Origin of the sequence: Paenibacillus qinlingensis (genome assembly GCF_031455095.1) — a bacterium.
GTDB classification, from domain to species: Bacteria; Bacillota; Bacilli; order Paenibacillales; family NBRC-103111; genus Paenibacillus_E; species Paenibacillus_E qinlingensis_A.
Genome location: NZ_JAVDSB010000001.1, coordinates 1531515 through 1556584, shown reverse-complemented (window position 1 = coordinate 1556584; position 25070 = coordinate 1531515). Strand labels below are relative to the sequence as shown.

At 41.3% G+C, this 25070-nt stretch carries 26 protein-coding genes; 2 read left to right on the top strand and 24 right to left on the bottom strand.

Annotated elements, in window-relative coordinates:
* Positions 1 to 85 precede the first annotated feature (85 nt).
* From gndA to zwf, 4 genes are read right to left on the bottom strand one after another with little or no spacing between them, the layout of a single operon-like run.
* The gene (gndA, locus tag J2736_RS07095; protein ID WP_310224769.1) at positions 86 to 1504 is read right to left on the bottom strand and encodes an NADP-dependent phosphogluconate dehydrogenase; all 1419 of its coding nucleotides are present in this window, start codon (positions 1502 to 1504) and stop codon (positions 86 to 88) included.
* 36 nt (positions 1505 to 1540) lie between these two features.
* The gene (gene fsa / locus J2736_RS07090; RefSeq protein WP_310224767.1) at positions 1541 to 2209 is read right to left on the bottom strand and encodes a fructose-6-phosphate aldolase; all 669 of its coding nucleotides are present in this window, start codon (positions 2207 to 2209) and stop codon (positions 1541 to 1543) included.
* A gap of 53 nt (positions 2210 to 2262) precedes the next feature.
* Positions 2263 to 4257 (bottom strand): transketolase, encoded by a 1995-nt coding sequence (gene tkt, locus J2736_RS07085; protein WP_310224765.1) that lies wholly within the window; start codon positions 4255 to 4257, stop codon positions 2263 to 2265.
* The gene (zwf, locus tag J2736_RS07080; RefSeq protein ID WP_310224763.1) at positions 4241 to 5734 is read right to left on the bottom strand and encodes a glucose-6-phosphate dehydrogenase; all 1494 of its coding nucleotides are present in this window, start codon (positions 5732 to 5734) and stop codon (positions 4241 to 4243) included. Before zwf ends, tkt begins: the two co-directional genes overlap by 17 nt.
* 92 nt (positions 5735 to 5826) lie before the next feature.
* Between zwf and J2736_RS07075 the strand changes: the two genes are divergently transcribed.
* Positions 5827 to 6705 (top strand): LysR family transcriptional regulator, encoded by an 879-nt coding sequence (locus J2736_RS07075; RefSeq protein WP_310224761.1) that lies wholly within the window; start codon positions 5827 to 5829, stop codon positions 6703 to 6705.
* An 18-nt stretch (positions 6706 to 6723) separates the two neighbouring features.
* On the opposite strand, the gene J2736_RS07070 is transcribed toward J2736_RS07075, so the two are convergent.
* The 5 genes from J2736_RS07070 to J2736_RS07050 form a co-directional block, all read right to left on the bottom strand.
* Complete coding sequence (locus J2736_RS07070) at positions 6724 to 7128, bottom strand: hypothetical protein (protein ID WP_310224759.1); 405 nt, start codon at positions 7126 to 7128, stop codon at positions 6724 to 6726.
* Positions 7106 to 7918, bottom strand: a complete 813-nt coding sequence (locus J2736_RS07065) for a hypothetical protein (protein ID WP_310224757.1) — start codon at positions 7916 to 7918, stop codon at positions 7106 to 7108. Before J2736_RS07065 ends, J2736_RS07070 begins: the two co-directional genes overlap by 23 nt.
* A gap of 101 nt (positions 7919 to 8019) precedes the next feature.
* On the bottom strand, positions 8020 to 8703 hold the full coding sequence (locus tag J2736_RS07060) for a DUF7002 family protein (RefSeq protein WP_397340162.1): 684 nt from the start codon (positions 8701 to 8703) through the stop codon (positions 8020 to 8022).
* Between the two features lie 213 nt (positions 8704 to 8916).
* On the bottom strand, positions 8917 to 9459 hold the full coding sequence (locus J2736_RS07055) for an NAD(P)H-dependent oxidoreductase (protein ID WP_310224753.1): 543 nt from the start codon (positions 9457 to 9459) through the stop codon (positions 8917 to 8919).
* Positions 9460 to 9548: 89 nt separating this feature from the next.
* The gene (locus J2736_RS07050) at positions 9549 to 10532 is read right to left on the bottom strand and encodes an SLAC1 anion channel family protein (protein ID WP_310224751.1); all 984 of its coding nucleotides are present in this window, start codon (positions 10530 to 10532) and stop codon (positions 9549 to 9551) included.
* Positions 10533 to 10873: 341 nt separating this feature from the next.
* On the opposite strand from J2736_RS07050, the gene J2736_RS07045 reads away from it, so the two are divergent.
* Positions 10874 to 11785: a LysR family transcriptional regulator gene (locus J2736_RS07045; protein ID WP_310224750.1), complete on the top strand. Its 912-nt coding sequence runs from the start codon at positions 10874 to 10876 to the stop codon at positions 11783 to 11785.
* 62 nt (positions 11786 to 11847) lie between these two features.
* Here the strand turns inward: J2736_RS07045 and J2736_RS07040 are convergent, their stop codons facing one another.
* The 15 genes from J2736_RS07040 to J2736_RS06970 all read right to left on the bottom strand — a co-directional run bounded on the left by J2736_RS07040 (position 11848) and on the right by J2736_RS06970 (position 24918).
* Positions 11848 to 12051: a hypothetical protein gene (locus tag J2736_RS07040; RefSeq protein WP_310224748.1), complete on the bottom strand. Its 204-nt coding sequence runs from the start codon at positions 12049 to 12051 to the stop codon at positions 11848 to 11850.
* A gap of 15 nt (positions 12052 to 12066) precedes the next feature.
* The gene (locus J2736_RS07035) at positions 12067 to 12390 is read right to left on the bottom strand and encodes an NIPSNAP family protein (protein ID WP_310224746.1); all 324 of its coding nucleotides are present in this window, start codon (positions 12388 to 12390) and stop codon (positions 12067 to 12069) included.
* A gap of 240 nt (positions 12391 to 12630) precedes the next feature.
* Positions 12631 to 13143, bottom strand: coding sequence for a hypothetical protein (locus tag J2736_RS07030; protein WP_310224743.1), 513 nt, complete (start codon positions 13141 to 13143; stop codon positions 12631 to 12633).
* An 84-nt stretch (positions 13144 to 13227) separates the two neighbouring features.
* Positions 13228 to 14610, bottom strand: coding sequence for a sensor histidine kinase (locus J2736_RS07025; protein WP_310224741.1), 1383 nt, complete (start codon positions 14608 to 14610; stop codon positions 13228 to 13230).
* A 2-nt stretch (positions 14611 to 14612) separates the two neighbouring features.
* A complete protein-coding gene (locus tag J2736_RS07020; RefSeq protein WP_310224739.1) occupies positions 14613 to 15266 on the bottom strand; it encodes a response regulator transcription factor in 654 nt (217 codons plus the stop codon).
* Between the two features lie 77 nt (positions 15267 to 15343).
* Positions 15344 to 15814 (bottom strand): DUF2975 domain-containing protein, encoded by a 471-nt coding sequence (locus J2736_RS07015; RefSeq protein WP_310224737.1) that lies wholly within the window; start codon positions 15812 to 15814, stop codon positions 15344 to 15346.
* Positions 15815 to 15977: 163 nt separating this feature from the next.
* The gene (locus J2736_RS07010) at positions 15978 to 16760 is read right to left on the bottom strand and encodes a carbohydrate ABC transporter permease (RefSeq protein WP_310225255.1); all 783 of its coding nucleotides are present in this window, start codon (positions 16758 to 16760) and stop codon (positions 15978 to 15980) included.
* Between the two features lie 129 nt (positions 16761 to 16889).
* Positions 16890 to 17762, bottom strand: a complete 873-nt coding sequence (locus J2736_RS07005; RefSeq protein ID WP_310224735.1) for a carbohydrate ABC transporter permease — start codon at positions 17760 to 17762, stop codon at positions 16890 to 16892.
* A gap of 1 nt (position 17763) precedes the next feature.
* The gene (locus J2736_RS07000; RefSeq protein WP_310224733.1) at positions 17764 to 18882 is read right to left on the bottom strand and encodes an ABC transporter ATP-binding protein; all 1119 of its coding nucleotides are present in this window, start codon (positions 18880 to 18882) and stop codon (positions 17764 to 17766) included.
* Between the two features lie 30 nt (positions 18883 to 18912).
* Positions 18913 to 19773 carry an HAD family hydrolase gene (locus J2736_RS06995; protein ID WP_310224731.1) on the bottom strand — a complete coding sequence of 287 codons (861 nt, stop codon included), beginning with the start codon at positions 19771 to 19773 and terminating at the stop codon, positions 18913 to 18915.
* A gap of 81 nt (positions 19774 to 19854) precedes the next feature.
* Entirely contained in the window at positions 19855 to 21159 is a 1305-nt protein-coding gene (locus J2736_RS06990) for an ABC transporter substrate-binding protein (protein WP_310224730.1), read from the bottom strand.
* Between the two features lie 205 nt (positions 21160 to 21364).
* Positions 21365 to 21997, bottom strand: a complete 633-nt coding sequence (locus tag J2736_RS06985; RefSeq protein ID WP_310224728.1) for a glycerol-3-phosphate responsive antiterminator — start codon at positions 21995 to 21997, stop codon at positions 21365 to 21367.
* A gap of 45 nt (positions 21998 to 22042) precedes the next feature.
* Positions 22043 to 22885: a metallophosphoesterase family protein gene (locus J2736_RS06980; RefSeq protein ID WP_310224726.1), complete on the bottom strand. Its 843-nt coding sequence runs from the start codon at positions 22883 to 22885 to the stop codon at positions 22043 to 22045.
* Positions 22886 to 23041: 156 nt separating this feature from the next.
* Positions 23042 to 23986: an ABC transporter permease gene (locus J2736_RS06975; RefSeq protein WP_310224724.1), complete on the bottom strand. Its 945-nt coding sequence runs from the start codon at positions 23984 to 23986 to the stop codon at positions 23042 to 23044.
* Complete coding sequence (locus J2736_RS06970) at positions 23983 to 24918, bottom strand: ABC transporter ATP-binding protein (protein ID WP_310224721.1); 936 nt, start codon at positions 24916 to 24918, stop codon at positions 23983 to 23985. Before J2736_RS06970 ends, J2736_RS06975 begins: the two co-directional genes overlap by 4 nt.
* Positions 24919 to 25070 lie beyond the last annotated feature (152 nt).

The window sequence follows — 25070 nt, the reverse complement described above, 5'->3', positions numbered from 1 at the left end:
GCCATACAATCAACGATTTATAAACTTTTCCTAAAAAAAAGAGACGGATCATAAGTGATCCATCTCTTTTTTGCCATTTCAAATGTTAGTTATTTGAGTCCATCCATTGAAAGTGAAAGCTACCCTTTTTATCAACACGCTCGAATGTATGTGCGCCAAAGTAATCTCTTTGCGCTTGAAGTAAATTAGCAGGCAATCGCTCTGTCCGATAGCTATCGTAATAAGCTAACGCAGAAGCAAACGCAGGAACCGGAATCCCTCTAGTAACTGCAAGTGAAATTACTTTTCTCCAAGCATCTTGATAATTTTTAACAATCCCACCGAAATATTCGTCTAATAACAGGTTTTTAAGTGCTGGGTCTCTGTCATAGGCATCTTTAATATTTTGTAAGAATCTTGCGCGAATAATACATCCACCACGGAAAATCATTGCAATACTGCCATAATTCAAATCCCACTTGTATTCATCGGATGCCGCTCTCATTTGTGCAAAACCTTGTGCATAAGAAGCAATTTTGCTAGCGTACAAAGCTTTACGAACCGCTTCGATGAACTCTTTGGAGTCTCCGTCATAATTAGATACCGCTGGCCCGCTCAGGCGTTGACTTGCAGCTACGCGTTCTTCTTTCATAGCTGAAATAAATCGCGCGAATACAGATTCCGTGATAATTGGTAATGGAACGCCTAGATCCAATGCACTTTGACTCGTCCATTTTCCAGTACCCTTTTGCCCTGCCGAATCGAGAATAACATCGACCATCGGTTTGCCCGTATCCGGATCCGTTTTGGAGAAAATATCGGCTGTAATTTCAATTAGATAACTATCCAACTCGCCATTATTCCATTCAGTGAAAATCTCATGCAGTTCGTTCGTAGATAAGTGAAGAACATCCTTAAGCAAGTGATAAGCTTCACCAATCAGCTGCATATCCCCATATTCGATGCCGTTGTGTACCATTTTGACATAATGGCCTGCGCCATCTTCACCGATATAGGTTGAACAAGCATCGCCATTTACTTTGGCCGATATGGCCGTCAGGATGGGTTCTACCAAGTCATACGCATCTTTTTGACCACCAGGCATAATCGAGGGGCCATGAAGGGCTCCCTCCTCACCGCCTGAAACACCAGCGCCGATAAAGCGGAATCCTTTGGCTTGCAGCTCTTTATTTCTACGTTGTGTATCTGGGAAATAGGCATTGCCACCATCAATGAGAATATCTCCTTGACTGAGGTAAGGCACTAGCTGGTCAATCGTATCGTCTGTTGGTTTGCCCGCTTTTACCATGATTAATATCTTGCGCGGCGCCTCTAGTGATTGAACAAATTCTTCCACACTATACGTACCAACGAAATTCTTTCCTTGCGCTTCTGACACGAGTTCTTGCGTTTTCTCAGGTGAACGATTATATAAAGCGACGGAGAAGCCTTTACTTTCAATGTTCAAGGCTAGATTTTTGCCCATAACGGCCAAACCTACGACGCCAATTTGTTGTTTGTTCATTGTCATTGCCTCCTGTTAGTCTCTAGTTGGGTTAGCTCAGCCTTTAACAGCTTTTTTCCAATCAGCAGCAAATTTCTCAAGACCTTGATCTGTTAACGGATGTTTGGAAATTTGTTCGATAACGCTGAATGGTACAGTTGCGATATGTGCGCCAGCCATGGCTACGCGAGTGACATGATCGGGATGACGTACGGAAGCCGCGATGATTTGCGCATCTAAGTTGTGGACGCGGAATAACTCAGCAATTTTCACGACTAATTGTACGCCATCTTCGGAGATATCATCGAGTCTACCTAAGAACGGGGACACATACGTAGCTCCTGCCCGCGCAGCTAGTAAAGCTTGATTGACGGTAAAGATCAATGTTACGTTTGTTTTGACCCCCTTGTTAGCTAGGTAACGGCAAGCCTCTAATCCATCTAATGTCATAGGCAATTTTATCGTTATGTTCTTATCATAATTGTTAATCTTGATAAGTTCTTCTGCTTGTGCAATCATGTCCTCAGCCGTAATCGCATCTGGTGTAACTTCGGCAGAAACGGATTCAACCGTAGGGACTAATTTGAGAATCTCTTCAATACGATCCTCAAATTTCACACCTTCTTTAGCGACTAGGGAAGGATTCGTTGTCACACCGGAAAGAACGCCCACTTTATAAGCTTTTTGGATATCCGTTACATTTGCACTGTCGATAAATAGTTTCATTGTCATTACCTCCATAAATTTAATTGAATGGGTTATGCTGTCAATTATATGATTTACGAATTACCGAGTAAACCCTTGGATAAGCGAGTGACATTCTCAACGGAATAACCGAAATGTGCCATAACGTCAGGTCCCGCCCCGGATGCACCAAACGTATTGATCGCAAGTATTTGTCCACGCGGACCTACATAGCGTTCCCATCCCATCGAAATTCCTGCCTCGATAGAAAGTCTGTTAGTAATGGAAGAAGGAAGAACGGTTTCTTTATAAGTAGCGGACTGGCGTTCAAACAACTCCATACTTGGCATAGCTACGACTCTGACGGAGATATTGTCCTTCTCTAACTCCTGCTTCGCATTTACGGCCAATGAAACTTCCGAACCCGTTCCAATGAGGATGAGATCAGGTTGAGCGTTGGTTTCGGATAAAATATAAGCGCCTTTCTTCAAATCCTCTACATTTGCTTTGGTTGCACTGTAAACTGGAAGATTTTGTCTACTAAGGACAAGTGCGACTGGTCCATTCTTGTTCTCCAGTGCATAAGCCCATGCGCTAGCGGTCTCATTGGCGTCACTCGGACGAATGACAGTAAGGCCTGGAATTGTTCTTAGCGCAGCTAAATGTTCAACTGGCTCATGCGTCGGGCCATCCTCACCAACCGCGATGGAATCATGCGTGAAGACATAAATAATCGGCAGTTTCTGCAAGGCAGCCAATCGAATGGATGGTCGCAGATAATCGCTAAAGACGAAGAACGTACTTACAAATGGAATGACGCCTCCGTGCAAGGCCATACCATTACCGGCTGCTCCCATCGCATGTTCGCGCACCCCGAAATAAATATTTCGTCCTTCATAGGAGCCCGATCCGAAGATTTTTTCACCACTAATATCCGTCATTGTAGAATGGGATAAGTCGGCGCTTCCTCCGAAGATGGCCGGTACCTGTTTCATGAAATGATTGATTGCATTCCCACTCGCCACACGCGTGGAAATAGTTTTCGACTCATCGAATGTAAGAATATCTGAAGCTTCGATAAGAACCTTGCCATTAATCGCATTTTCGAGTTCTTGGCCAAGCTCAGGGAATGATGATTTGTAGGAAGCGAATAGTTGGTTCCACTCGGCTTCTTGCGCTTGCCCTAGATGCTTCAACTTATCAAAGTGAGTTTGTACATCCGTAGGAACGGTAAATTCATCATGCGTCCAGCCATAGACTTCCTTCGTCGCTTTGGCTTCTTCGGCCCCGAGTGGAGCGCCATGTGCTTTGTTAGTTCCAGCAACCTTGGGACTTCCGTACCCAATAATGGTTCTGATTTCGATCAAGGTAGGCCGCGAAGAATCCTGTTTGGCTTGCTCGATTGCCTGCGAAATTTCAGCGAGGTCGTTACCATCTTCAACCCTCAAGTATTGCCAATTTGCTGACTCTGCTCTTAACTGTGCGTTATCCGAATAAGAAACATTCAGCTCTCCGTCTAAGGAAATATCGTTGGAATCATACAAAACAATCAACTTATCCAGCTTCATATGACCAGCCATGGACATCGCCTCATAGGAGATACCTTCCATCAAGCAGCCGTCTCCAACAAGTGCATACGTATAATGATCAACGACCGGGAATGCTTCTTTGTTAAATTTGGAAGCCAAATGAGCTTCAGCCATCGCCATACCTACGGCCATTGCAATTCCTTGCCCTAATGGACCCGTCGTTGCATCAACGCCATCTGTATGCCCAAATTCCGGATGACCTGGTGTTTTACTTTCAAGCTTACGAAATTGTTTAAGATCATCCAATGTCACCTGATAACCCGACAGATGCAGCATGCTATATAAGAGTGCAGAGCCGTGTCCCGCGGACAAAACGAATCGATCACGATTAAACCACTGGGCATGGAATGGATTGTGCTTCAGGTGTTTCGTCCATAAAGTATAAGCCATTGGGGCAGCTCCCATCGGCAGCCCTGGATGACCAGAATTCGCTTTATTAATCGCATCAATGGATAATGTACGAATGGTATTTACGGATGATTGATCAAGTGTTGTATTCATAAGTATAAGATTCTCCTTTTGTTCCATAGTTATTTAACTCGTTTTTAGAATCGAACCACCAATGAAAGCCATCTCTCGCTAGCAATTTATCGGATTCATCAGGTCCATATGTTCCTGATGGATAAATGTGCAGCGGCAGCAGATTTTCTTGGTAAGCATCTAATAGAGGCTGTACCCACTCCCACGACAATTCCACTTCATCCCAATGGGCAAAGTAGGTTTTGTCTCCTACTAATGCATCATGGATTAGGATTTCATAAGCATCTTTAGCACCTTCTTCCAGTGTATTAAGTTGGCTTCTAGCAGCTATATCTTCATTTGAAAGCTCCTTACCTGCCTCACTTCTTTGAATGCTAATGGCCTCGTTGGGCCCAATCTCTATGATCAAAAGATCCTTTGAGGAGCCTTCCGATGTAAACTCAATAACAATTTTCGTCGCTTTTTCGTTCAGACGTTTCCCAGTTCGAATGTAGATGGGTGTATCTTTCCAGAACGGGTCTTTGATTTGTAGTCTGGCTGCAATGAACGTATCGTTTTGAGAATCCGAGGCGATACCCGATTCATCTCTATAGCCGACAACCTTCTCCCCTTTGATGACGCCTGATCCATATTGACCGCGAACAATATGGTTGTGAACATCCATTTTGTTAATAGGTACTAAGGACTTCATTATTTGTCTTTTGATCTTCCCAACCTCATCTACCTTGCTGCGATTCGGGAATTCGATAGTTAACATCATTAACAATTGAAGCATATGATTCTGGAACATATCGCGGATAGCACCTGCATGATCGTAGTAACCAGCTCTTTCCTCGACACCTAATGTTTCAATTGCGGAAATTTGTACACTAGCTATCTTACGTGAGCTAAAATCTAGTTCAGAAAGTGAAGCGTGCAAAAGCTGCCCCATTTGTTGAACCATAGGTTTCCCTAAGTAGTGATCAATGCGATAAATTTCAGTCTCATTGAATGCTTGGTTCAACTTCAGATTCAATTGTCTTGCAGACAGCAAGTCATGTCCAAATGGTTTTTCGATCACCAGACGCTTCCAGCCATTCGCTGAACCAAGTCCACTTTCATGAATGTTGGCTGCGATCGTTTCAAAAAATTCAGGGCCAACCGATAAATAGAACATTCGATTCGGCACTAGATTTAGCGATTGTTCCCGTTCTTCAACCATTTGCAATAGCTTCTTGTAATCTTCTTTGCGGTTAACCTCTAACACTTGATAACGGAATGCACGCAAGAACTTTTTCATTCCTTCAGCATCTTTCACTCCACTTCGGGAGAAAGTAAGGAGCGATTGCTCAACATTGGATTGAAATGTTTCATCAGATAATTCTCTTCTGCCAAGTCCAATCAAGGAGAAAGAAGAAGGTAATTTATCTTCGATAAATAACTGATATAAAGCTGGATAGATCTTTCTTTTGGCTAAATCACCTGTAGCTCCAAATAAAACAAAAGTTGCTGGTTCCAATTTAATCTCTCCTTTACTGGTTTCTACGTCATAGCTCATCTATAATGTTCTGTATGCCCATTAAACGAATCTAGGAGCTACGCTGATAATTTATGAACAATAACTATGAACTCTACAAAGTATTTTACTGGGCCGCGAAGACTGGCAGTTTGACACAGGCTGCAAAAGTCTTATACCTTACCCAACCTAGCGTCAGCCACGCTATCAAACAACTGGAAGACAGCTTTGGTATGACATTGTTTTTCAGAACTTCCAAAGGTGTCACACTCACGCAAGAAGGCGAAGTCTTATATTCCTACATTGAGAAGTCACAAATCTTAATATCGCTGGCTGAGAAACAAATGCTCGCACTTAAAAATCTAGATAATGGTGAATTACGAATTGGCGGCAGTGATTCTCTGTTTAAACATTACATACTTAAATACTTGGAGAACTTTCATAAGCAATATCCAGGTATCAAACTTCATCTTAACCATGGAACAACTCCGGAAATCATTAGCCTTTTAAAAGAAGGTGAAATTGATTTAGGCGTTGTTCGAATGCCGATTAGCGACTCTCAACTAGAAGTAAAAGAAAGTTTTCAGCTTCAGGATTGTTTTGTAGCCGGATCCCTTTATTCAGAGCTCCAAGATGTCGTTCTCACACTAGATATGCTGCTCCAATACCCAATCATTCTATTCTCACGCAATAGCCGAGCTCGCATGGCCATCACCGAATTATTTCAAAGTTATGGTCATCAACTCAAACCTGAAATTGAAGTTGGTAGTGTAGATCTTCTGATCGAGTTAGCTCGCAAAGGACTTGGTATTTCCTACGTAACCAGAGAATTCGTATCGAAGGAATTAGAAGATGGAACGCTCTTCGAAATTCAATTAGATGTAACGATACCACCATCACACGTTGGAATTATGATTATGCGCAATATGCCAATATCTAATGCAGTAAGCAGGTTTATTGAAATGGTTCAATAGACGAATGCCTATCTTCTATCACGCAGATACTTCAGATGCTTCGGATAACCAACCAACCGCATTGTGTATATCTTCGAACTCATGGTAATTGATTGGCAATGTTTCTTTTTCAATTGCATTTTTCATATCAAGAGGAGCTACTGTATGCTCTGGAATCACGGTAGCTGTAAATTGAATGCCCGCATGAAGGAGCCTAGGTAACCACTCCATCGAGAACCATTCAGCATCTTCTGTTAAAACCATTTTAGGACTTTTATCAATCAGTACTTTTTTTGCTTTTTTTATAACGGCAAGTTCAATCACTTTATCTAAGGGGACGCGAAATTCCTCTTCTTTAGCTACCGAATTCCAACGAATCACAACAGCTTCAATCACATCATCCCAAAAGATATGCGCTTTATCAGAAAAGTAATAGTGCATCATTGTAATCTCTCCTCTCACGCGGGATGGAACTTTCCATGCCGTAATCGATGTCTTCTTTCCGTAGTTCTACTATAGTACGAATTTGATGCATACAAGTAATTAATATATTTGACAGTAGCCATAGACCACATGAATGGCTCGCTTTGAGGTGATCATGAGAAAAAGCCGCCAATCGTGGCGGCTTACTCTCATGATTTATTTTATCTCTGTTCAGAAATTGTTGTTGTATCCCTTGTTTATTCCTTAATTGACGATAGGCTGCCGACAGACTCATCAAAACACCAGTCGTAACAAATACGCCTACTGGAAAAGCCCAGCTCCCCCATGCAGGAACGATGAGTGGCATTAAGGAGACACCGAATGCAATAGGTACAGGTGTTTTAAACAACACGCAGAGAATGAGTGTGATCAGTACATTGATTAAACCAACCCAAATGATGGATCCCGACAACAAGTGAAAGACACCAACCGAAAAAATAGCTGTCAACGTCAATACCGCTAACCGAGATGGAATCAGTCTCCAATTAAATTTCTCCGTATGAAATAATTCGAAAATAAGGGCAAATACAGGTGGAACCACGATAACTTCCAGATTCGTTGCGAGTGCCAATCCGATCCAAAGACATAAGATGATACTAATGATAAGCGTATCGGTTATTTTCCGAAATTGTTGCGGCGCGCCTGGCGTCATTGTTTCTGGTTTCCTCCACTTATAAGCAGCTAACATGATCACAAAAGTAAATATTGCCGTCGTAATCGCAAACAGAGAATCTCCTTTTGTTCTAGACATACTGCTCCAACTAGCATGAGAAGAATTAGCATGTATCCGGATAAAAAACCTTTCGATTTCAACGTATTCCAAATCATTTATTCCAGTCCTCCTTTAGATTCCTACCTATAAAATCCTTGTAATGGCTGTGCATGCTCCCTCCAATTATCGTTCAACAGGCTAGTATGATCACAATACAAAGTTTGTAAATAACGGGTCACATCTGTTACTTTACCTTCCACAAGGACTTCACGTATCTCAGATGGTTTGGTTGGTACATCATTTCGATCTATTTGCTGGAATTGCTCTAGTCGCAAGAACATCTGCAAACTTTTTTTATATGAGGTCCGAGTTGGGTATCGAGGGGAGCTGCCCGAATCGTACTTCGTTAACTTTATCTGGTCATAAAAGTCAGTCATCAATGATTGCGCATCGAATTGAAGAACAGCGAAAGCTTCGTTTGGTTCTCTTTTTGAATAAATCTCAAGCATTTTCTGACAATCTCTTTGTGTCGGCCAAAAAAATACATGCTTATCTACATATTGATGAAATGTCAGATGAGATGTATTAACATCCATGACTCCATCAGCTATTTTTAAATGCGCGTTTGCTACAAATAGATGACCATTGAAACTAATTTCACTCCTTACTTCTCGCCGTGCATCAGACAAATTAGGATTTACATCATGACAAGAATACAAAGCATCGACGTGCGAGATGGAAGGCAAGTTTCGTGCTCTCGTAAAGTGATACAAGGACTTCCTTTTTGTGCCCTTCGTTATTTTGTTCACTATCGTTACGTTCATAGCTGGATACCTCTAGTCTGTCATTTTCTGCGCAATCTGATTATAGTAAAACCGTATGTACTCCATCAATATCCCGTTTTCTATCATAATGATGCGTTATGTCTATAACAGTCAGAAGCTGTTAACCTAATCAAGAAATAGACAACAGTCCAAAGATTTAGTGAAAATCATTGGACTGCTGTTTGATTTTACGGATTTATAGGACTATAACTTTCATGAATGAACCATGGCTGGTTTGACAGATTTGAGATGTTGAATGTAGTCCTTGCTGCTCTTGGCTAGGCGTTCCGCTGTCACGTTTGACGCATCATTTAATGAGAAGTGCGGCAAATAAGTGGCACTTATGAATTTAGCAAGGGCTTCAATGGGCCGCAGCAATTCTTGAATGGTAAATTGATTAGAACCACTATGCTGATAGGAAGCTTCCGTACCATAAGTTGAAATCGCAACCCCTATTTCTTTGCCTTTTGTCTTTGACCCATCTGGTCCATAAGCCCATCCATACTGCAGTACTTGATCAAACCACTTTTTGAGCAACGGTGGCGAGCTGTACCAATAAAACGGGTATTGGAAAATGATGCGATCATGCGACTCCAGCAATTGCTGCTCTTTGGCAACATCGATCTTTTCATCCGGATACGTTTTGTATAGCTGATGTATGGTGAATTCATTATGCTTTTGTAATTCCTCCACCCAAGCTTTATTCCAGTTGGATCCTTCAATATTCGGATGCGTAACGATAACTAATGTTTTCATTTTTGGCAGCTCCATTTCATAGTAAAGTGGTCGTAAACAAATGAGGTTCAGAATTACGCTAGTAGTATCTGAAGAAAAGAGCTCTATTATCACCCTTTAAGCAGATTTCCATTAAATAACGACTTTAAAGTTCGTACAAAGAGAACGATCAGAACGATGTTCATCAAAACAAGAATAATTGCAGCTACCGTAATAAGCGGCCAACCATCTACAAACATCGCATATTGTAATGCCGCATTGCTGAGTGCGGCCAATGGAAAGCTTACACCCCACCAAGACGCCCCAAATGGAATGGACTTTCTAAATACTTTGAAGAATACTACGATGAACAAAAACAAACCAAAGTAAAACAAAATCGATGCGAACTGGTCAACTCGATGCTCAAAATTGATATACCCCAGAAATCCGACTTCAAACGGCCCAATCATGATAAGCATGGATGGAGTTAAACCTGCATGCATAGGCGCATGATGTATCAATCTGGATAAGATCATGGTCAGGAAAACTAATGCGACAATACCGCCAATCGCTAGGGAAAGCAGATTAACTTCATGCGCCCAAGCAAACGGCATATTGCCACCTGCAACAGCAATATCAAGTGTCCCTACCCCAGGGATGAGCCAGGCAGGTACGGCATGACCGTGCTCGTGATTCCCGCCTAACAAGCGTGCAACGATGATATAACTAAGGACTAATGTCGTTACGGTTCCGATGATCCAGAGAACTTGACCCGTTCGTTCACTGTAAGTCCCAACCACGGAGGATAGCAATAGTATGGCAATGGTGATCGTACCAAAGAAATTACCTATGATAGGATGTTTAAATTCATCTTTCACTTTTTGCGGATATAGGATCCACTTTGCCAGATAACCAATGCTTAACACGATAAACGTAAGCACCGCGACCATTCCGATGATATCAGCGATAACAAGTGAAGTACCGAATAACTTACTTGCTTGTCTCCATGCTAATGACAGTCCTGAAATGCCCATAACCGACGCGAATAGATTAACGGGTAAGAATTCAATGGAACCTATGCTTTTTTGTTTTTGTACGACTGTTATGGTTGGCATGGATGATGTTCACTACTTTCTGTCTTTTATTCTTCTCAACTTATTAGAGCAAGTTCTATCAATCAAAAGGATGACGACATTCCCTCCCTTATTTACCTATTAAAAGGTAGTTGTTCTTGCAAGATAAATACCATTATTGAATAATTGATGATAAGTATCAATATTCAAAATTCTATCGTTATCATTACTAATATGGATGATTAACTTCACTTCACTCCCTTCTTACATAAAAAAAGGGTTTTTATGATAAAGTATAAGTTTAAAGGAATGATACCCGCATTTACTTTTAGTGAAATACATACTACTATTTGTCATTATCAATCATAAAGTGAGGTATACCTATGGAGTTTCGACAACTGGAATATTTTATGGCCATTTGTGAAGAATTGCATTTTACAAGGGCTTCAGAAAAACTGGGTATGAGTCAGCCCACGCTGAGTCATCAAATCAAGTCGCTGGAGGATGAGCTAGGGGTACCCTTATTTGATCGAATCGGTAAAAAGATTGCCATTACGGAAGCAGGTACTATTTTATTAAATGAGTGCACAGTGATTTTTTCTTCTTTAGCTAACGTCAAAGTGCAAATTATGGAGCTTCAGAAGGTTACTCGCGGAACATTATCCATTGGTGCACTTCCAGGTGAGTTAACTCAGCTCGTTTCTTCTTTGTTACTCGACTTTCATCAGATATATCCAGAAATACAAATTAAAATTTTAAATCTTGACGATATTGTCGAGCGTGTCATACAAAATCAAATAGATCTGGCCATCACTATTTTTCCAGTCGATGATGATCGTATTCGCAAAATTCCGCTGTACAAAGAAGATATCTATTTGGCTGTTTCTAGAGACCATGCATTGGCCAACCGAGACAGTATTCACTTTAACGAAATAAGCAGTTACCCAGTTATCCTCTTCCCGCAATCGCATAAATGTCGCCAAATTATTGATCTAAACAGCACTGTTTGTGGTATACCTATCGAACCGATTATTGAAACAACAGCGATTGAAACCATTATTGACCTTGTCAAGTCGGGTACAGGTGTGACCGCGCTATCCAAAACGTACTTGAATATGTACAACGATAACCAACTAAAGGCGATTAAGATCGTTAATCCAACACTCAACAGGGAAATTGGCATTATCCATCATAAAGATAAATATGTAAGCAAAGCTGCTCGGTTATTTATTGATTTATTATCACAACATATTGTTAACTTGAAGTTAACCGAAGAAAGTACGATTCTAGCTTAGTCCGTGTTCAATACAAAGTTCAAAACAAAATAGAGCCACTTCAAAGTGGCTCCTTACGATTACTAGTACATCGAAGTTTGTGGTGCTGGCGACACAATAAACGAACATTTTTTACGAGAATACCATTTGTCACTCACTTTGACTTCATGCTCATTCCAAGCTTCAATCATGCCTCCTCCAACCATTCTTCCTTCTTTCAAAACCATGATGAATTGACCAAATAAAATAGCATTATCGAATTCAATGTCATACTGGACTGTCTCCATGGTTGTACCACCTTCCTAAATGGATTTAAAAAAAGGAACATTTTGCATAAAGATGCTCTCTATTTTCTCGTACAGAGGTCCATTTAATTCCGTTCTATACTGAATATCCAGCCATTCTGGGTCATGCAGGAAAGCTTCAAAGTTTCGCTCGCGTGAATCTGCGTTCTCATGTTCGAGTACGTAATAGAGACGATTTTTCGATTCGTCCGCGTCTACCCAAAAATTCGTTGTCTTCATTTCATGTTTGGCTAGAAGGGCTATCACATTATCCCGAAACCGATCTAGGATAGCTTCCATGCGACCAGGTACAATATCATAAATCCGCAACTCGTATAGCATAAGATCATCCTCCACTTCATCTGCTAATATACCTATTAATAGGTAAGTTAATCCATCACACTCTCTATAAGCTCTCTCGCCTCTGCGTCTTACACGCTCATTATTGAATAATTAATCATGAGTATCAATATTCAATATTCTATTATTATCATTAATAAACTGAATCCATATACAAAAAGCCCGACAAGTGGTCGGACTTTTTCGCATTTTATCTATCATATGTGTTTATATTGTTGTAAGTTAACCGCCTTTTGGATTGTTAGCTACTGGATTTTTATCAGCAGAAACAACTTCACCTGTTTTGGAATTGACATTTGCGATATACACATCGCCTTCCTCTTGCAGCTGCTGCTTCGTTTTACCGTCAACTGGCGTTGTAAAGAAAACGGAATAGTACGTTCCTTCCTTGTCCACAAGATTCACAAAATAGGTCGTTTGATCCAAACCAGCTAAGGACTCATTGTATTTGCTTTGAAGTGCCTTCTTGGCAATTTCAATTGCCTGATCCTCTTTCATATCTTGGGATGTCTTAACGGGTTCCTTATAATCTGGGTTTGGAGTAAATCCTTCCATAGTAGATCCTTGCGCATTAGCATCTACAGGTTGCGGTACAGCCACCTTCTGTTGACCTGTCACTTTGACACTTGGTGCTGAATCCATAGATAAAGCAAAAGCTGAAATAGCACCGTTGCCTGCGATCAAAGCCGTAGCTACGCCTGCCGTAAGTAGTGTTGCGTACATTTTTTTCTTCATGTTCATTACCTCCATCGTTTAGTTGATATCGCTTGTTACACATATAGAATAAGGGAGCGATATGATAAACTTGTCTTCTAGTTATTATGGAGTTGTAAAATCGATCGACACTTTCGTAAATTCGTTCTCTTTCGATGTAATTTGGATACGCGCATGATGAAGCTCAGCGATTTGGCTGCAAATCGATAATCCTAATCCGATTCCACCGAGTTCTCTGGTACGGGATTTGTCCACTACATAGAAAGCTTCTGTTAGTTGTGCTATGTCCTTCTCTGGAATTCCTTTCCCACAATCAAGTACTTCAACAATCACATCTCGTTCCCGGTAGCTGCTTTTCAACGTAATCTTTCCTCCAGGATGGGAAGCCTTCACACTATTTTCTACTAAGTTTATGAATAACGTTTGCAGGAGCGTTTTATCACCAGCAATGTGATCTGCTAAACATTCCGTATCCACTGTTATCTGTTTAACTTCCAACTGATGCTGTACCATGGTTACCACATACGTAAAAAGGTCGTTTACATCAACGCGTTCCATGCAGATGTCGCCATTTTTCAAATACAACAATTCCATCATCTTTTTCGAAAGCAGATCCAGTCGGTTGGCATGCTCAAGAATGTAACCGATGGCCATTCTCCGATCATCTTCGTCATAGTTGGCATGAGTCAAAAATTCACTATATCCCTTAATCGCCGTTATCGGCGTTTTTATTTCGTGGGTAAGATTGTTAATAAAAGTTTGTTTCTCTTCATTTGCTGTTTGAATCGTTGCAATATTCGTAGACACCGCATCAACCATCTTGTTAAAATTTTGCGCTAACTCCCCGATTTCGTCATTGCCAGTCACCTTAACTCGTTTATGGTAGGCACCCGCGGCTATGTCTTTGACCCCTTTATTTAACCGTCTGATTGGTGAAGTTAATTGAAACAAAAGTAATATGAGCACAACCGATAATAGCACTGAAATCACGACACTGAGCGTTATAAAATAATGGAGCAGCGTCTGATAATTGGCCTGCAGATAATCAGAATTTCTGGAGATGACCAACCTGAACTCCTGAAAATCCATCTTGCCCCCTACAAAAATCCAGAGCTGTCCCTGAATATTTCTGTAGGTGGACTTTCGAGAATCCCCCTGCAATTCTTCACGTTTACCATCAAATTGATAAGCATTTGAGAAAATCAGTTGATTCCCGTTATATACCTCAGCTTGAATTCCTTTTTTATAATAATTAGCTGCAAAACCACCAATAACGGAGCCATAGTCGGCTCCGCCTGTACTTTGCGTATAAACATTAAGTATATAACTTAAGGCGTTTTCAAAGCCCTCATACTCATTAAACCCTCTTGAGATGTCCATCTTCTCGTTTAATTGATAACTCTTTTTTAGAAGTCCATACGCACCAAGATCGAAGACAATGAGAAATACAATCAGGACAAGCAAATACGTTTTCTGCCAAAACTTCATTCTTACACCTCAAGCCTATAACCGTACTTATACACTGTTTTAATCTGATTGTCCCAATTAAGCTTCTTTCTCAGCTTCTGAATGTGGACGTCGACAGTCCTTGTATCTCCGTAGAAATCAAATCCCCATACTCGTTCGACAATTCTTTCTCTAGACAGGGCAATATTCTTATTTTGAATAAGCAGTTCAAGCAGTTGGAATTCTTTGTTCGTCATGTCAATGCGTTGTCCCTGCACCATCACGGTATGCTTGTCTAAATCTACAACAATGTGATCTAGTATGATTTCGTTATTCTCCCGTTGGTTTCTTCTCAATATGACATGGATGCGAGCAATTAGTTCCACGGCTTCAAATGGTTTGGCTATGTAGTCCTCGGCACCGATTTCCAAGCCATGAACCTTATCTGCAAGAGAATCTCTCGCCGTTAAGTAGATCACTGGTACGTTTCGTTTCACTATTTCCGAGATAACTTCAAACCCGTCTTTGCCTGGAAGCATCACATCCAGAATGACCAAATCGATTTTATTCGCATGCAAAACGTCAGAAACCTGATCCCCGCTATACAGTTGAATGTATTCGTGCCCGACCATTTTTAGATGAACCGCGATTAAATCATTGATTGCTCTTTCATCATCTACGATGAGTATTTTAGCCATACGATCACACTCCATAACAAGCATAACAAATACCTCACTGGAAGTTGTTATCGAGTTGTAAAATTTGATCCTAGTCCCTATGAATGAATCCCATTTTTCATTGGCTTTTGAAGTACGTCTACGATGGCCGCGAAAATACTTGTTAGTAGGATAGCCATTAGACATAAAGACGTAGGACCTGCAGCGTCATCGCTAACTGTAACTGCAGCAAGCACCCTCAAGCTCACAATTCCTATCACGAGGAGGCAAATGACGGCAAAAGCGCATTTTTTTATTATCGTCAAGGACTTTAGAGATAATTCAGAGATTGCTTTGTTCTTTTCGATGTAGGTTAATAGTTTATAAGCTTGAAATAACGAAACAGCAAACGCCGCACAGAACCCGTATGCACATACTAAAAATGGGATTAGGAAGTAGGCCGTATCTGGATGTGCTTTTGCATCTCTAACGGCTATTACAGGCAACCAGATACAGAAAGCAAGTACGGCAATTCCAGCTAGAAAAATAATGACCTTTAAGAAAGTGGTTGAACCCCGTCCAACATTCATTTCTGACACCTCGCTTATTTAATGACAAGATGATTCTAACACATTATTTATCGTTATACAATAAAATAACATTGTATTTAGATATACTATTGTTGTTATCTAAATATGATTCGTATGCAAAAAAAAGAACCATGTCCACATGGTTCCCTCCATTACTGCCTATTTATTTAACCCCTGTATAAACAAACGCACGTATGATATGCCTTTGTGCAAAAAAGAATGCAATAAGAATGGGTGTTACCAACATCATATTGCCGGCCATTAACACATTCCAATTGGCTACTCCCTCTTCTTCACGAATCTTTGCAATCCCTAGTGGCAATGTTCGCGCGACATCATCCGTCGTCATGACTAGAGGCCAGAAGTAGTCGTTCCAATGTGCAATAAAGCTGAATAGGGCAAAAGTCGCCAGAACCGGTTTGGCCATAGGCACCATTAATTTGACAATAATCTGCCATTCTTTGGCACTATCCAACCGCGCTGCTTCAATCAGTTCTTCCTGAACTTGTTTAAACGATTGTCTCAATAGGAAAATACCGAAAGCACTTGACGCAAATGGGAGTATAAGCGCTAGATGTGTATTTAGCAATTTCCATGTACTCAATTGTAAATAGACAGGCAAGAAAATTAATTGCGACGGTATCATTAACGTAATCATAACCATACCGAACAGAAATCCTGAAAATTTAAATTTATACCGTGCAAAAGCATACGCTGCTGGAATAATGGTGAGCATCTGCGCTACGAGAATACTGATCGAAATTATAAAGCTGTTTGTAATATAGTGTAAAAACGGTCCTGATCCCCATGCTTTTGAATAATTGCTCCAAATGAACTGTTTAGGAATCCAATTAGGCGGGAAAATCATGGTTTCAGGCAGCGTCTTCAGTGAAGTTGACAGCATCCAGAAAAATGGCATTGCAAAAATGAGGACTAAACCTATCATGCAAACAATGCTAATGGTTTTGAAAATATACTGGGAAATTCTTGATACAATCTCTTCTTTGCTTCTTACGTATATCACAGTACGATCAGAATCAATTGTCTGCTCAGCTTTCAATGCATTCCCTTCTTTCTATTGATAATGAACGCGTTTGGACATCAATTTAAAGTAAATAATCGTTAAGATCCCGACAATGAATAGTAAAATGACACCTGCGGCTGAAGCACTGCCGATTTTGAAGAAGCGGAAACCGTACTCATAGATGTAATAGACAAGCGTATTCGTTGAGTTAACGGGTCCTCCCTGCGTCATAATGGCGATCGTTTCGAAAACCTGGAATGAACCAATCATATTGATAACCACCAAGAAGAAGATGGTTGGCGAGAGCATGGGTAGAATTAGTCGGTAAAAGGTTGTCCAAGGCTTGGAACGATCTAGTGCTGCCGCCTCATAAATATCTCTAGGAATACTTTGCAACCCAGCGATAAACACAAGGGTGTTATAACCAAGTCCTTTCCATACAGCGACGATGACTAAGGAAACCAAGGATGTACTCGGTGAAGAAAGCCACGCTAGCTTACCAAAGCCAAACAACCCGATGAACCAGTTCAGTAAGCCATACTGCGGATCCATGACCCACACCCAGATCATGGAAATGGATACCCAGGAAACAATATGCGGACTGAAGATAGCACCTTGGACGAAGGTCTGAAACACGCTGGCTTTATTCAACCAAAGCGCAAGTAATAAGGAAAATACAATAATACAGGTAACGGTCAACACCGTGTAAATCGTTGAATTTGAAATGACTTGTAGAAACTCTTTCTCCGTAAGGAGATCTGTGAAGTTTTGAATACCAACAAAGTTTTTCGTTGGGCTAATAAAGTTCCAATCATACATACTTAGGTACATCATATAGATGATCGGGTAAATAAAAAACAATGAAAACACAGTAATGGCAGGTGCCACCATGGCATATGGACGCAATTTTTCCCACATTGTCATCTTACACACCACTCCCAGCAACAAGGAGAGTGTCTTGTCGTGTTTCTTTTGTCGTTGCCCCTACCTCAAGCACTTCAGTCTTCTGCCGTTCAATATGGCGAATTCTTTCACCATTCTGATCAAAATAATAGAGCTTATCGTAGGGAATTACGGTTTTGACCTGATTTTCCATGTGCAAGGAAGTTAGGAAGGTCTTTACGAAAAATATGCCCATCTCCGATTTGATTTGATAAATATTTTCCGAGCCAAGACTTTCTCTGGTTAGGATCTCCCCTTCAACCACAAATCCATCAATGCGTTCATTCGGGGACATCACCACATGCTCTGCACGGAAGCCAATTGAACCAATTTTGGAGGTTGAATCTACCTTTAACCCTCGTACATCAGTAAACTGAAAGATATTCATAGCTGGTGTCCCGATGAACTGTGCTGTAAAGACATTATCCGGATCATTGTAAAGTTTCAATGGAGAGTCTGCTTGCTGAATAACCCCTTTATTCATAAGAACAATCTCATCCCCCATAGACATGGCTTCCACCTGATCATGGGTGACATAGACAAACGTCGTGCCCAGCCTTTTATGAAGTTGAATCAACTCCGTGCGCATTTGATTACGCAGCTTGGCATCTAGATTGGAAAGCGGTTCATCCAAAATAAATACTTTTGGATTTTTAACCATCGCACGGGCTAGGGCGACCCTTTGACGCTGACCGCCGGACAAGGTTTGTGGTTTTTTATCTAGATAAGGCGTTAATGCAACGATTTCACATATATCATGAATCAAAGTTTCTCGCTCTGCCTTCGGCACTTTTCTGTTTTTCAGACCAAATTCAATATTTTGACGTACGGTCATCGTCGGGTATAAGGCATAGTTTTGGAAAACCATGGCGACATCTCGAAGTCCTGGCTGTGTATCATTAACACACTTATCACCAATCCATATTTGACCTTCATTCTGTTTTTCAAGTCCTGCAATCATGCGCAGCGTCGTTGATTTCCCGCAACCAGATGGGCCAACGAGAACGGTAAACGACCCATCTTTAATCGTAAGATTCAAACCGCTAATAATCGTCTCTTCTTTATACTTTTTGCCGATATTGATCAATTGGATCCGTGCCATACGTTCATCTCCTTTACTTGTCTGCTGTTGTTACACTTGAATAGTGACAGTGCTATTCTGTATAGCCTGCATGAGCTGCTTCAACTCGTCTAATGTGTGCAAACGTAAATCCCATTGCTGATTGTCCCCGTTCTGATAAGGAGAAATGAAACAAGTGCGACCTCCCGCTTGTTTGACCGGATACAAGTCATTCCATGGATTATCGCCAATCGATAGCACCTCATGCGCGTGATAACCCTGCTCAAGTAATGAGGCCATGTACTTCTGTATGCCAAACGGTTTATCAGCACCACAGTAAATTTCGTTAAACATGTGGTGTATTTGCATATAGTGCAAAAAATCGATACCGGATTTTTCGTAGGTATTGGTCATCAATATTTTTCTATCAATTGCTGTTAGGTTGTGAATGGTTTGAAACAGGTCATGCTGCAGTCCAAATTGGTACGGTTCAAGAATCATTTCTTCACGTACGCGTTCAAAAGCTATTTTCATTTGTTCTTCATGAATCTTGCATTTATGACGGATTGTATTCACGATTCCCCAGGGATCACCCATATAGATAAGATTGGTATCATATATGGATAACGCTGCGTATTTCTCAGCAAATTCTTGCCCTTCGAGCTCATCACCGTTTGATAGAAATCCATGAACAAATCTCCCAGCGTTCTGAACAAGTGCGACATCATCTAATTTGTGATAAAAATGGCCTAGTTTGATCGTGTGATTCCCTGATAAAATCTTCCTTGATGATGCTATTGAAAATTGTGTATCTTGTTCCCATTCTGTACCCTCTAACAAATAGCGGATATACCGGTCCATGAAGGTGTCTTCTTGATAAAGTGTTCCATCCATATCAAAAATAATTACTTTAATGTCAGATAACCATTCCACAGGTAAGATCAGCCTTTCTTCTAGTTGAATTAGTAGTTGGCCAGCTTCCTAACAAGGAAGCTGGCACTTCTCTTCCATTGTTTACTTGCTCAACAATTTATTTGCTTTCTCCGCAGCCTCATTCATCGCATCTTGCGGTTTAACATCTTTTTCGAGAATGGCTTTCGTCATAGCATCGATAATCGTTTTTGAAATTTCAGCGTACCCATTTGCGCTTGGACGAAGTACGGCATACTGTAATTGATCCGAAGCAACCTTGTATTGTGGAAACTCTTTATAGTAAGTTTGCAATTCTTCACTTTGTAAAGCAGATAGACGGCTTGGCAGGTATCCAACATATTTATGCTGATAAATCGTATTTTCTTTGGTAGTCATGAATTTAATAAACTCCCAAGTTGCTTCTTTTTCTGCATTGCTTAGCTTAGATGTGATGGACAAATGACATCCACCGGTCGGAACTCCATACTGTTTGTTTGCAGGCATAAAGCTGGTCGCCATCTCAAAATTATTGCCTTTTGCTACCTCCATGCTTGCAGAAACGCCTGCGGTGGATCCGATTTTAAATGCGGAAAGCTGATTGGTCCAATCCTTATCGGCATCAGCGCCTGCTGTCTTTCCAACTGTAAATTTGATTAAACCGTCATCGGACATTTTCTTCCAAAACTCAACCGGCGCTACACCTTCAGGAGAGTTGAACGTTGCTTTTTTATTGTCGTCGCTGATCACTTTACCACCGCTTTGTGCGACAAGTGCCTCATATTCCCAGACGCCGACAGCCATTGTCAATGGTGTTTTACCTTTCGCTTTCAATACGCGGCCATATTGCTCCAGCTCTGCCCAACTTTTTGGACCTGCAGGATCCAAGCCAGCATCTTTTAACATCGAGACATTCTTATAAAAGATCGGCGTGCTGCGCATAAATGGAATCCCGTAAAGCTTGCCATCCACATATGCATTCCCCATGAGTCCCGGGATAAAGTCTTTAATATTCACTTGTGCCTCATCCCTTGCAGCAAGTGGTGTTAGATCAGCTAGCATGCCTGAGCGGGAAAAAATGCCGGTAGAAGAAATTTCTAGATCAAATACGGCTGGCGCATTTCCTGCTGCGAAAGCAGCTTGTACTTTTGCATTTAGATCATCGTATGTACCTTGGTTCGCTTGCTGCACTTCAATTTTGTTCTGTGACTCATTAAATTTTTTGACGAGGATTTGTTTCGCTTCCTCGATTTTCCCACCATTCGCTGTCCAGTATTTAATGACAACTTTCTCTCCTGAAGAGGCCTTAGAGCTCGAAGCGGACTTACTGCCTGTACCACCTGTTCCACATGCAGTTAACATGACTATGGAGCTAAGCGTAAGAAGAGATACCCATTTTTTCTTCATCATTTTCAATTTCCTCCTAATTTTTGATATCAAATTACAAAGAAAGAAGCCTAAATCAACCGCCGACTTAAAGTCGGCCGCTAATCAGGCTTCTCCACTACTCCAACCTACTGCTATTTACTTGTCTTGTTCATCATAATCGTCCTGTATTAACCCAGTGTCAAATCCATGTGAATGTTTTGAAAATTCAAAGCTTATTTAAACCTTCTCACACAATAATACGAAGCTTCTTTTCTTCTTCACCATACGTTTCCCGCCATAATTCCGATTTCGAAGAAGATACGGCGGTTGCGCCATACTTAAAACATTCCATGGCATGTGTTCGTTCAAACAGCAATCCTCCAGTAATGATCGGGATGGATGTAAACTTTTTGATTTCCCCAATCATTTCTGGAATTCGCGCTGGCATAACCTCGATGATGTCTGGCTCGATTTGAGTAACACTTTTGGAGATGTTCTCCATCCCCTCCGTATCTACTAGGAAAAAGCGTTGAATGGTGAACAAGCCCATTTTTTTCGCTGTTTTTACTACATTCGTCTTCGTGGTAATGATGCCTGTTGGTTTAATGACTTTTGCCAAGTAATCCATCCCATAGAAATCCGTACTTAAACCACCAATCTTTTCCATGTGCAGAAATACCGGTAACTGATGATTTTTGAACACATCCACATAACTTTTAATGACGCCAATATGTCCTGTTAGGAGAAATACGCCACTTAATTGGTTTCTAAGCGACAAAGCAATTTCGATTTGTTTCGGTTCCTTAATGGAAGCCACCATCCGATGCGTGTTTAATCTTTCGAAAAACAACCCACCTTCATCATGCGTTAGCCTCTTCATCTATCAGCATCTCCTTATTCGTCATGGGGTCAACCAAAACACGAATTAGTGTTCTGCCGCTATCCGCAAAGAGACGCTGCATTCACGATCTGAATCTATCCCACGTGCGTTAGCAGTGTGTCTAAAATGCTTCATCGTGTTGTATAACATCTCTACATTATCTGTTAAAGCAGCGTCTTCTAGATCGACTGCTGAAATGCGGATTTCTTCCTCATCAATCTCCATAATACGTAAACCATGTTGATCGAGACACGCTGATAATTGAACGAACGTCCAGTTATTTTGATTGACAATCGAATCAATGTGCGTATGACCATTCACATAGATGCCTACGCCATCTTTCTTGCTTAGAATCTTCCACATATCAATGCTAGGATGAATGGATCCTTTGTCTTTATCTGAATTCGTTGTCGTTTGATGTACAGGATGATGTGCAAATACAATGACAGGTTTGGACCCCGAAGCTAGAATAACATCTTCGAACCATGTCAGTTGCTCTTCGTCAACCCATCCTCCCCAATCCTCAAAATCCATTTCTTTCGCTGTATCCAGAAATACAAGGATGGCGTGATCTGTCGTAATTGCATGATAGCGTGGTTGTCCGCTTATTTCGAGTACTTCTCTTCTCGTTTGTGCATAAAGATCATGATTACCCATTGCATGATAAAACGTTTTTCCACTTTTGCGTACAATCGCATAGACTTCCTGCAGCTCAGACGTGTGTCCATAATTGGTAAGATCCCCAACTGAAATATGAGCATCTGCTTCCAATTCCAAAAATCGTCCCAGAAATGTTTGAAAGAAGGTATCACGAGCCTCTAACCATCCTGGAATTGTTTCATCCACCTGGTGATAATGTAGATCTCCCATCAATACTAGTTTCATCATATTTCTCCTTCTCTCTATCAAAAATTGGATGTGATGACATCTCTTATTTCATGATAGTGAAGGATTATTAAATCTAGTTGCATTAATCATGGTTAAATTGTAAATATTTTCTTTTACATTTTCTTTACATCACCCTACTCCTTTCATTCCTTTAACTTATGCGGCCACATCTCTTCGTGTAAACATAAGCCACGAGATCAGATTAAATACAAGAAAGTAAACCGCAAGCATTCCGATGGAAAATGAAAGCGTCATGCCACTTTGATAAGGTCTCCCACTCAGATATTGGGTAAGATCAGTATTCGCAAATAACAAATATCTGCTCCAATCAAACCGCTGCAGCGCCTCCAACAGAATATTGCCTCCAAACATGGCAACGATGGAAAACGAGATGGCCATGGTACTGCTGCGGAAAGCGGATGAAATCATAAAAGCCATGGTCACATAAAGGATGGTGGATACCCCATTAAGAAGATACGTTTTCCACAAATGAAGGAGCATATTTTTCTCAACGATAATTCCGTCATAGGTGACCTCGACTAGTGGCAGCTTCAAATCGCCAAACCCGAACAGAATACCATTTACAGTGAAAGATACAACGAATAATATGAGTAACAAAAGCAAGCCGAACATCAATGACGCTGCATATTTGGCTATAAGGATCTTAAGACGATTAGCCGGTCTGATTAGGAGCAGCTTAATCGTACCCGTCGAGAATTCGCCTGCCAGGATGTCGCCTGCGATAATAATGGTGAATACGGTAATCACGAGCACCATAGAGGCTGAACCATTAATGCCATCCCATAACGTGCCTTCCGCCGTGGGTATATTTTTCTCGAGGTGATATTCAATGAGTGCGATCCTCTGTAGGTTATAGGTACGGCTTTCTGCATTTAGTTCCGGCTTTGTTAAAAGCTCAGTTCGGTGCTCTTTCTCCTGTGTCAGCTCCATCTTCCAACCTTCGCCTTGCGACCGTTTGCCATCCGAATGCCATTCCATGATGTTGACAAAAAGAACCAATGCGATCATAAATCCGACCAGGATCCATGTTCTCGTCCTTCGGTAGATTTTCATGTTTTCATTACGTACAAGATTTATCACTCTGCCTTCCTCCCAGTACCCGTAATCTCCAAGAATCGATCTTCCAGCGACGGACGAACCATTTGAACACTATAAACTCGAATTTGGTATTGCGTTAAATGGGCCAGCATGTCCGGCACGTGATCCCGTTCGGTTGTGACTTCAATGAGTCCCTCTTCAACGAGCTTAACCCCTTGAATGACTTTCATGGCTCCCAATACATCCATCGCTTGTTCGTGTGGCTGTACTTCGATTCGATAGGTGGATGTTTGACCGCTTCCTTGGGTAAAATGCTGGATCGGCTTTACGTCGATTAGCTTGCCCTGCTGCAGAATGGCCACTCTGTCGCACATGAGTTCCATCTCGGATAATAGATGGCTGGATACGATAACCGTAATACCTTCCATGCGGGTCAACAGACTTAAATAATCGCGCAACTCGCGAATGCCCGCCGGATCCAGACCGTTCGTCGGTTCATCCAGTATCAACAGGGACGGTCGGTGCAGCAGAGCTTGAGCGACACCGAGCCGTTGGCGCATACCTAACGAGTATTTTTTGACCTTGTCATGTATGCGGTTCTCCAACTTAACCAGCTTGACGACTTCGTCAATTCTTTCTTTCGTCACACCTGGCGTCATGCGGGCGTAATGAACGAGATTGTGATACCCGCTCAAATACTTGTACATTTCTGGATTTTCTACAATGGCTCCGACGTGTTGAATCGCTTGTTCAAATTCGGTCTTGATATTTTTACCTTTGATCAGTATCTTGCCATGGGTGGTCGACATCAGTCCGACGATCATCCGGATGGTTGTCGTTTTGCCGGACCCGTTCGGGCCAAGGAAACCAAAAATTTCACCTTGCGGCACATCAAATGAAAGATTGTCGATGATGGTCGTTCGGCCGATCCTTTTCGTTACATGTTGCAAACTAATGATAGGTTCGTTGCTCATACTCGGCCTCCATTTCACTTTTTACTCGACCCTTGAAATCCAATAAAACGCCTATGTCAGATTGAATTTAGCATAATAATTATCGTTTTGCAATAAATTAATGTTGTTATATTTTATTGATCAACAAAAAACCACCCCTTAATAGGAGTGGC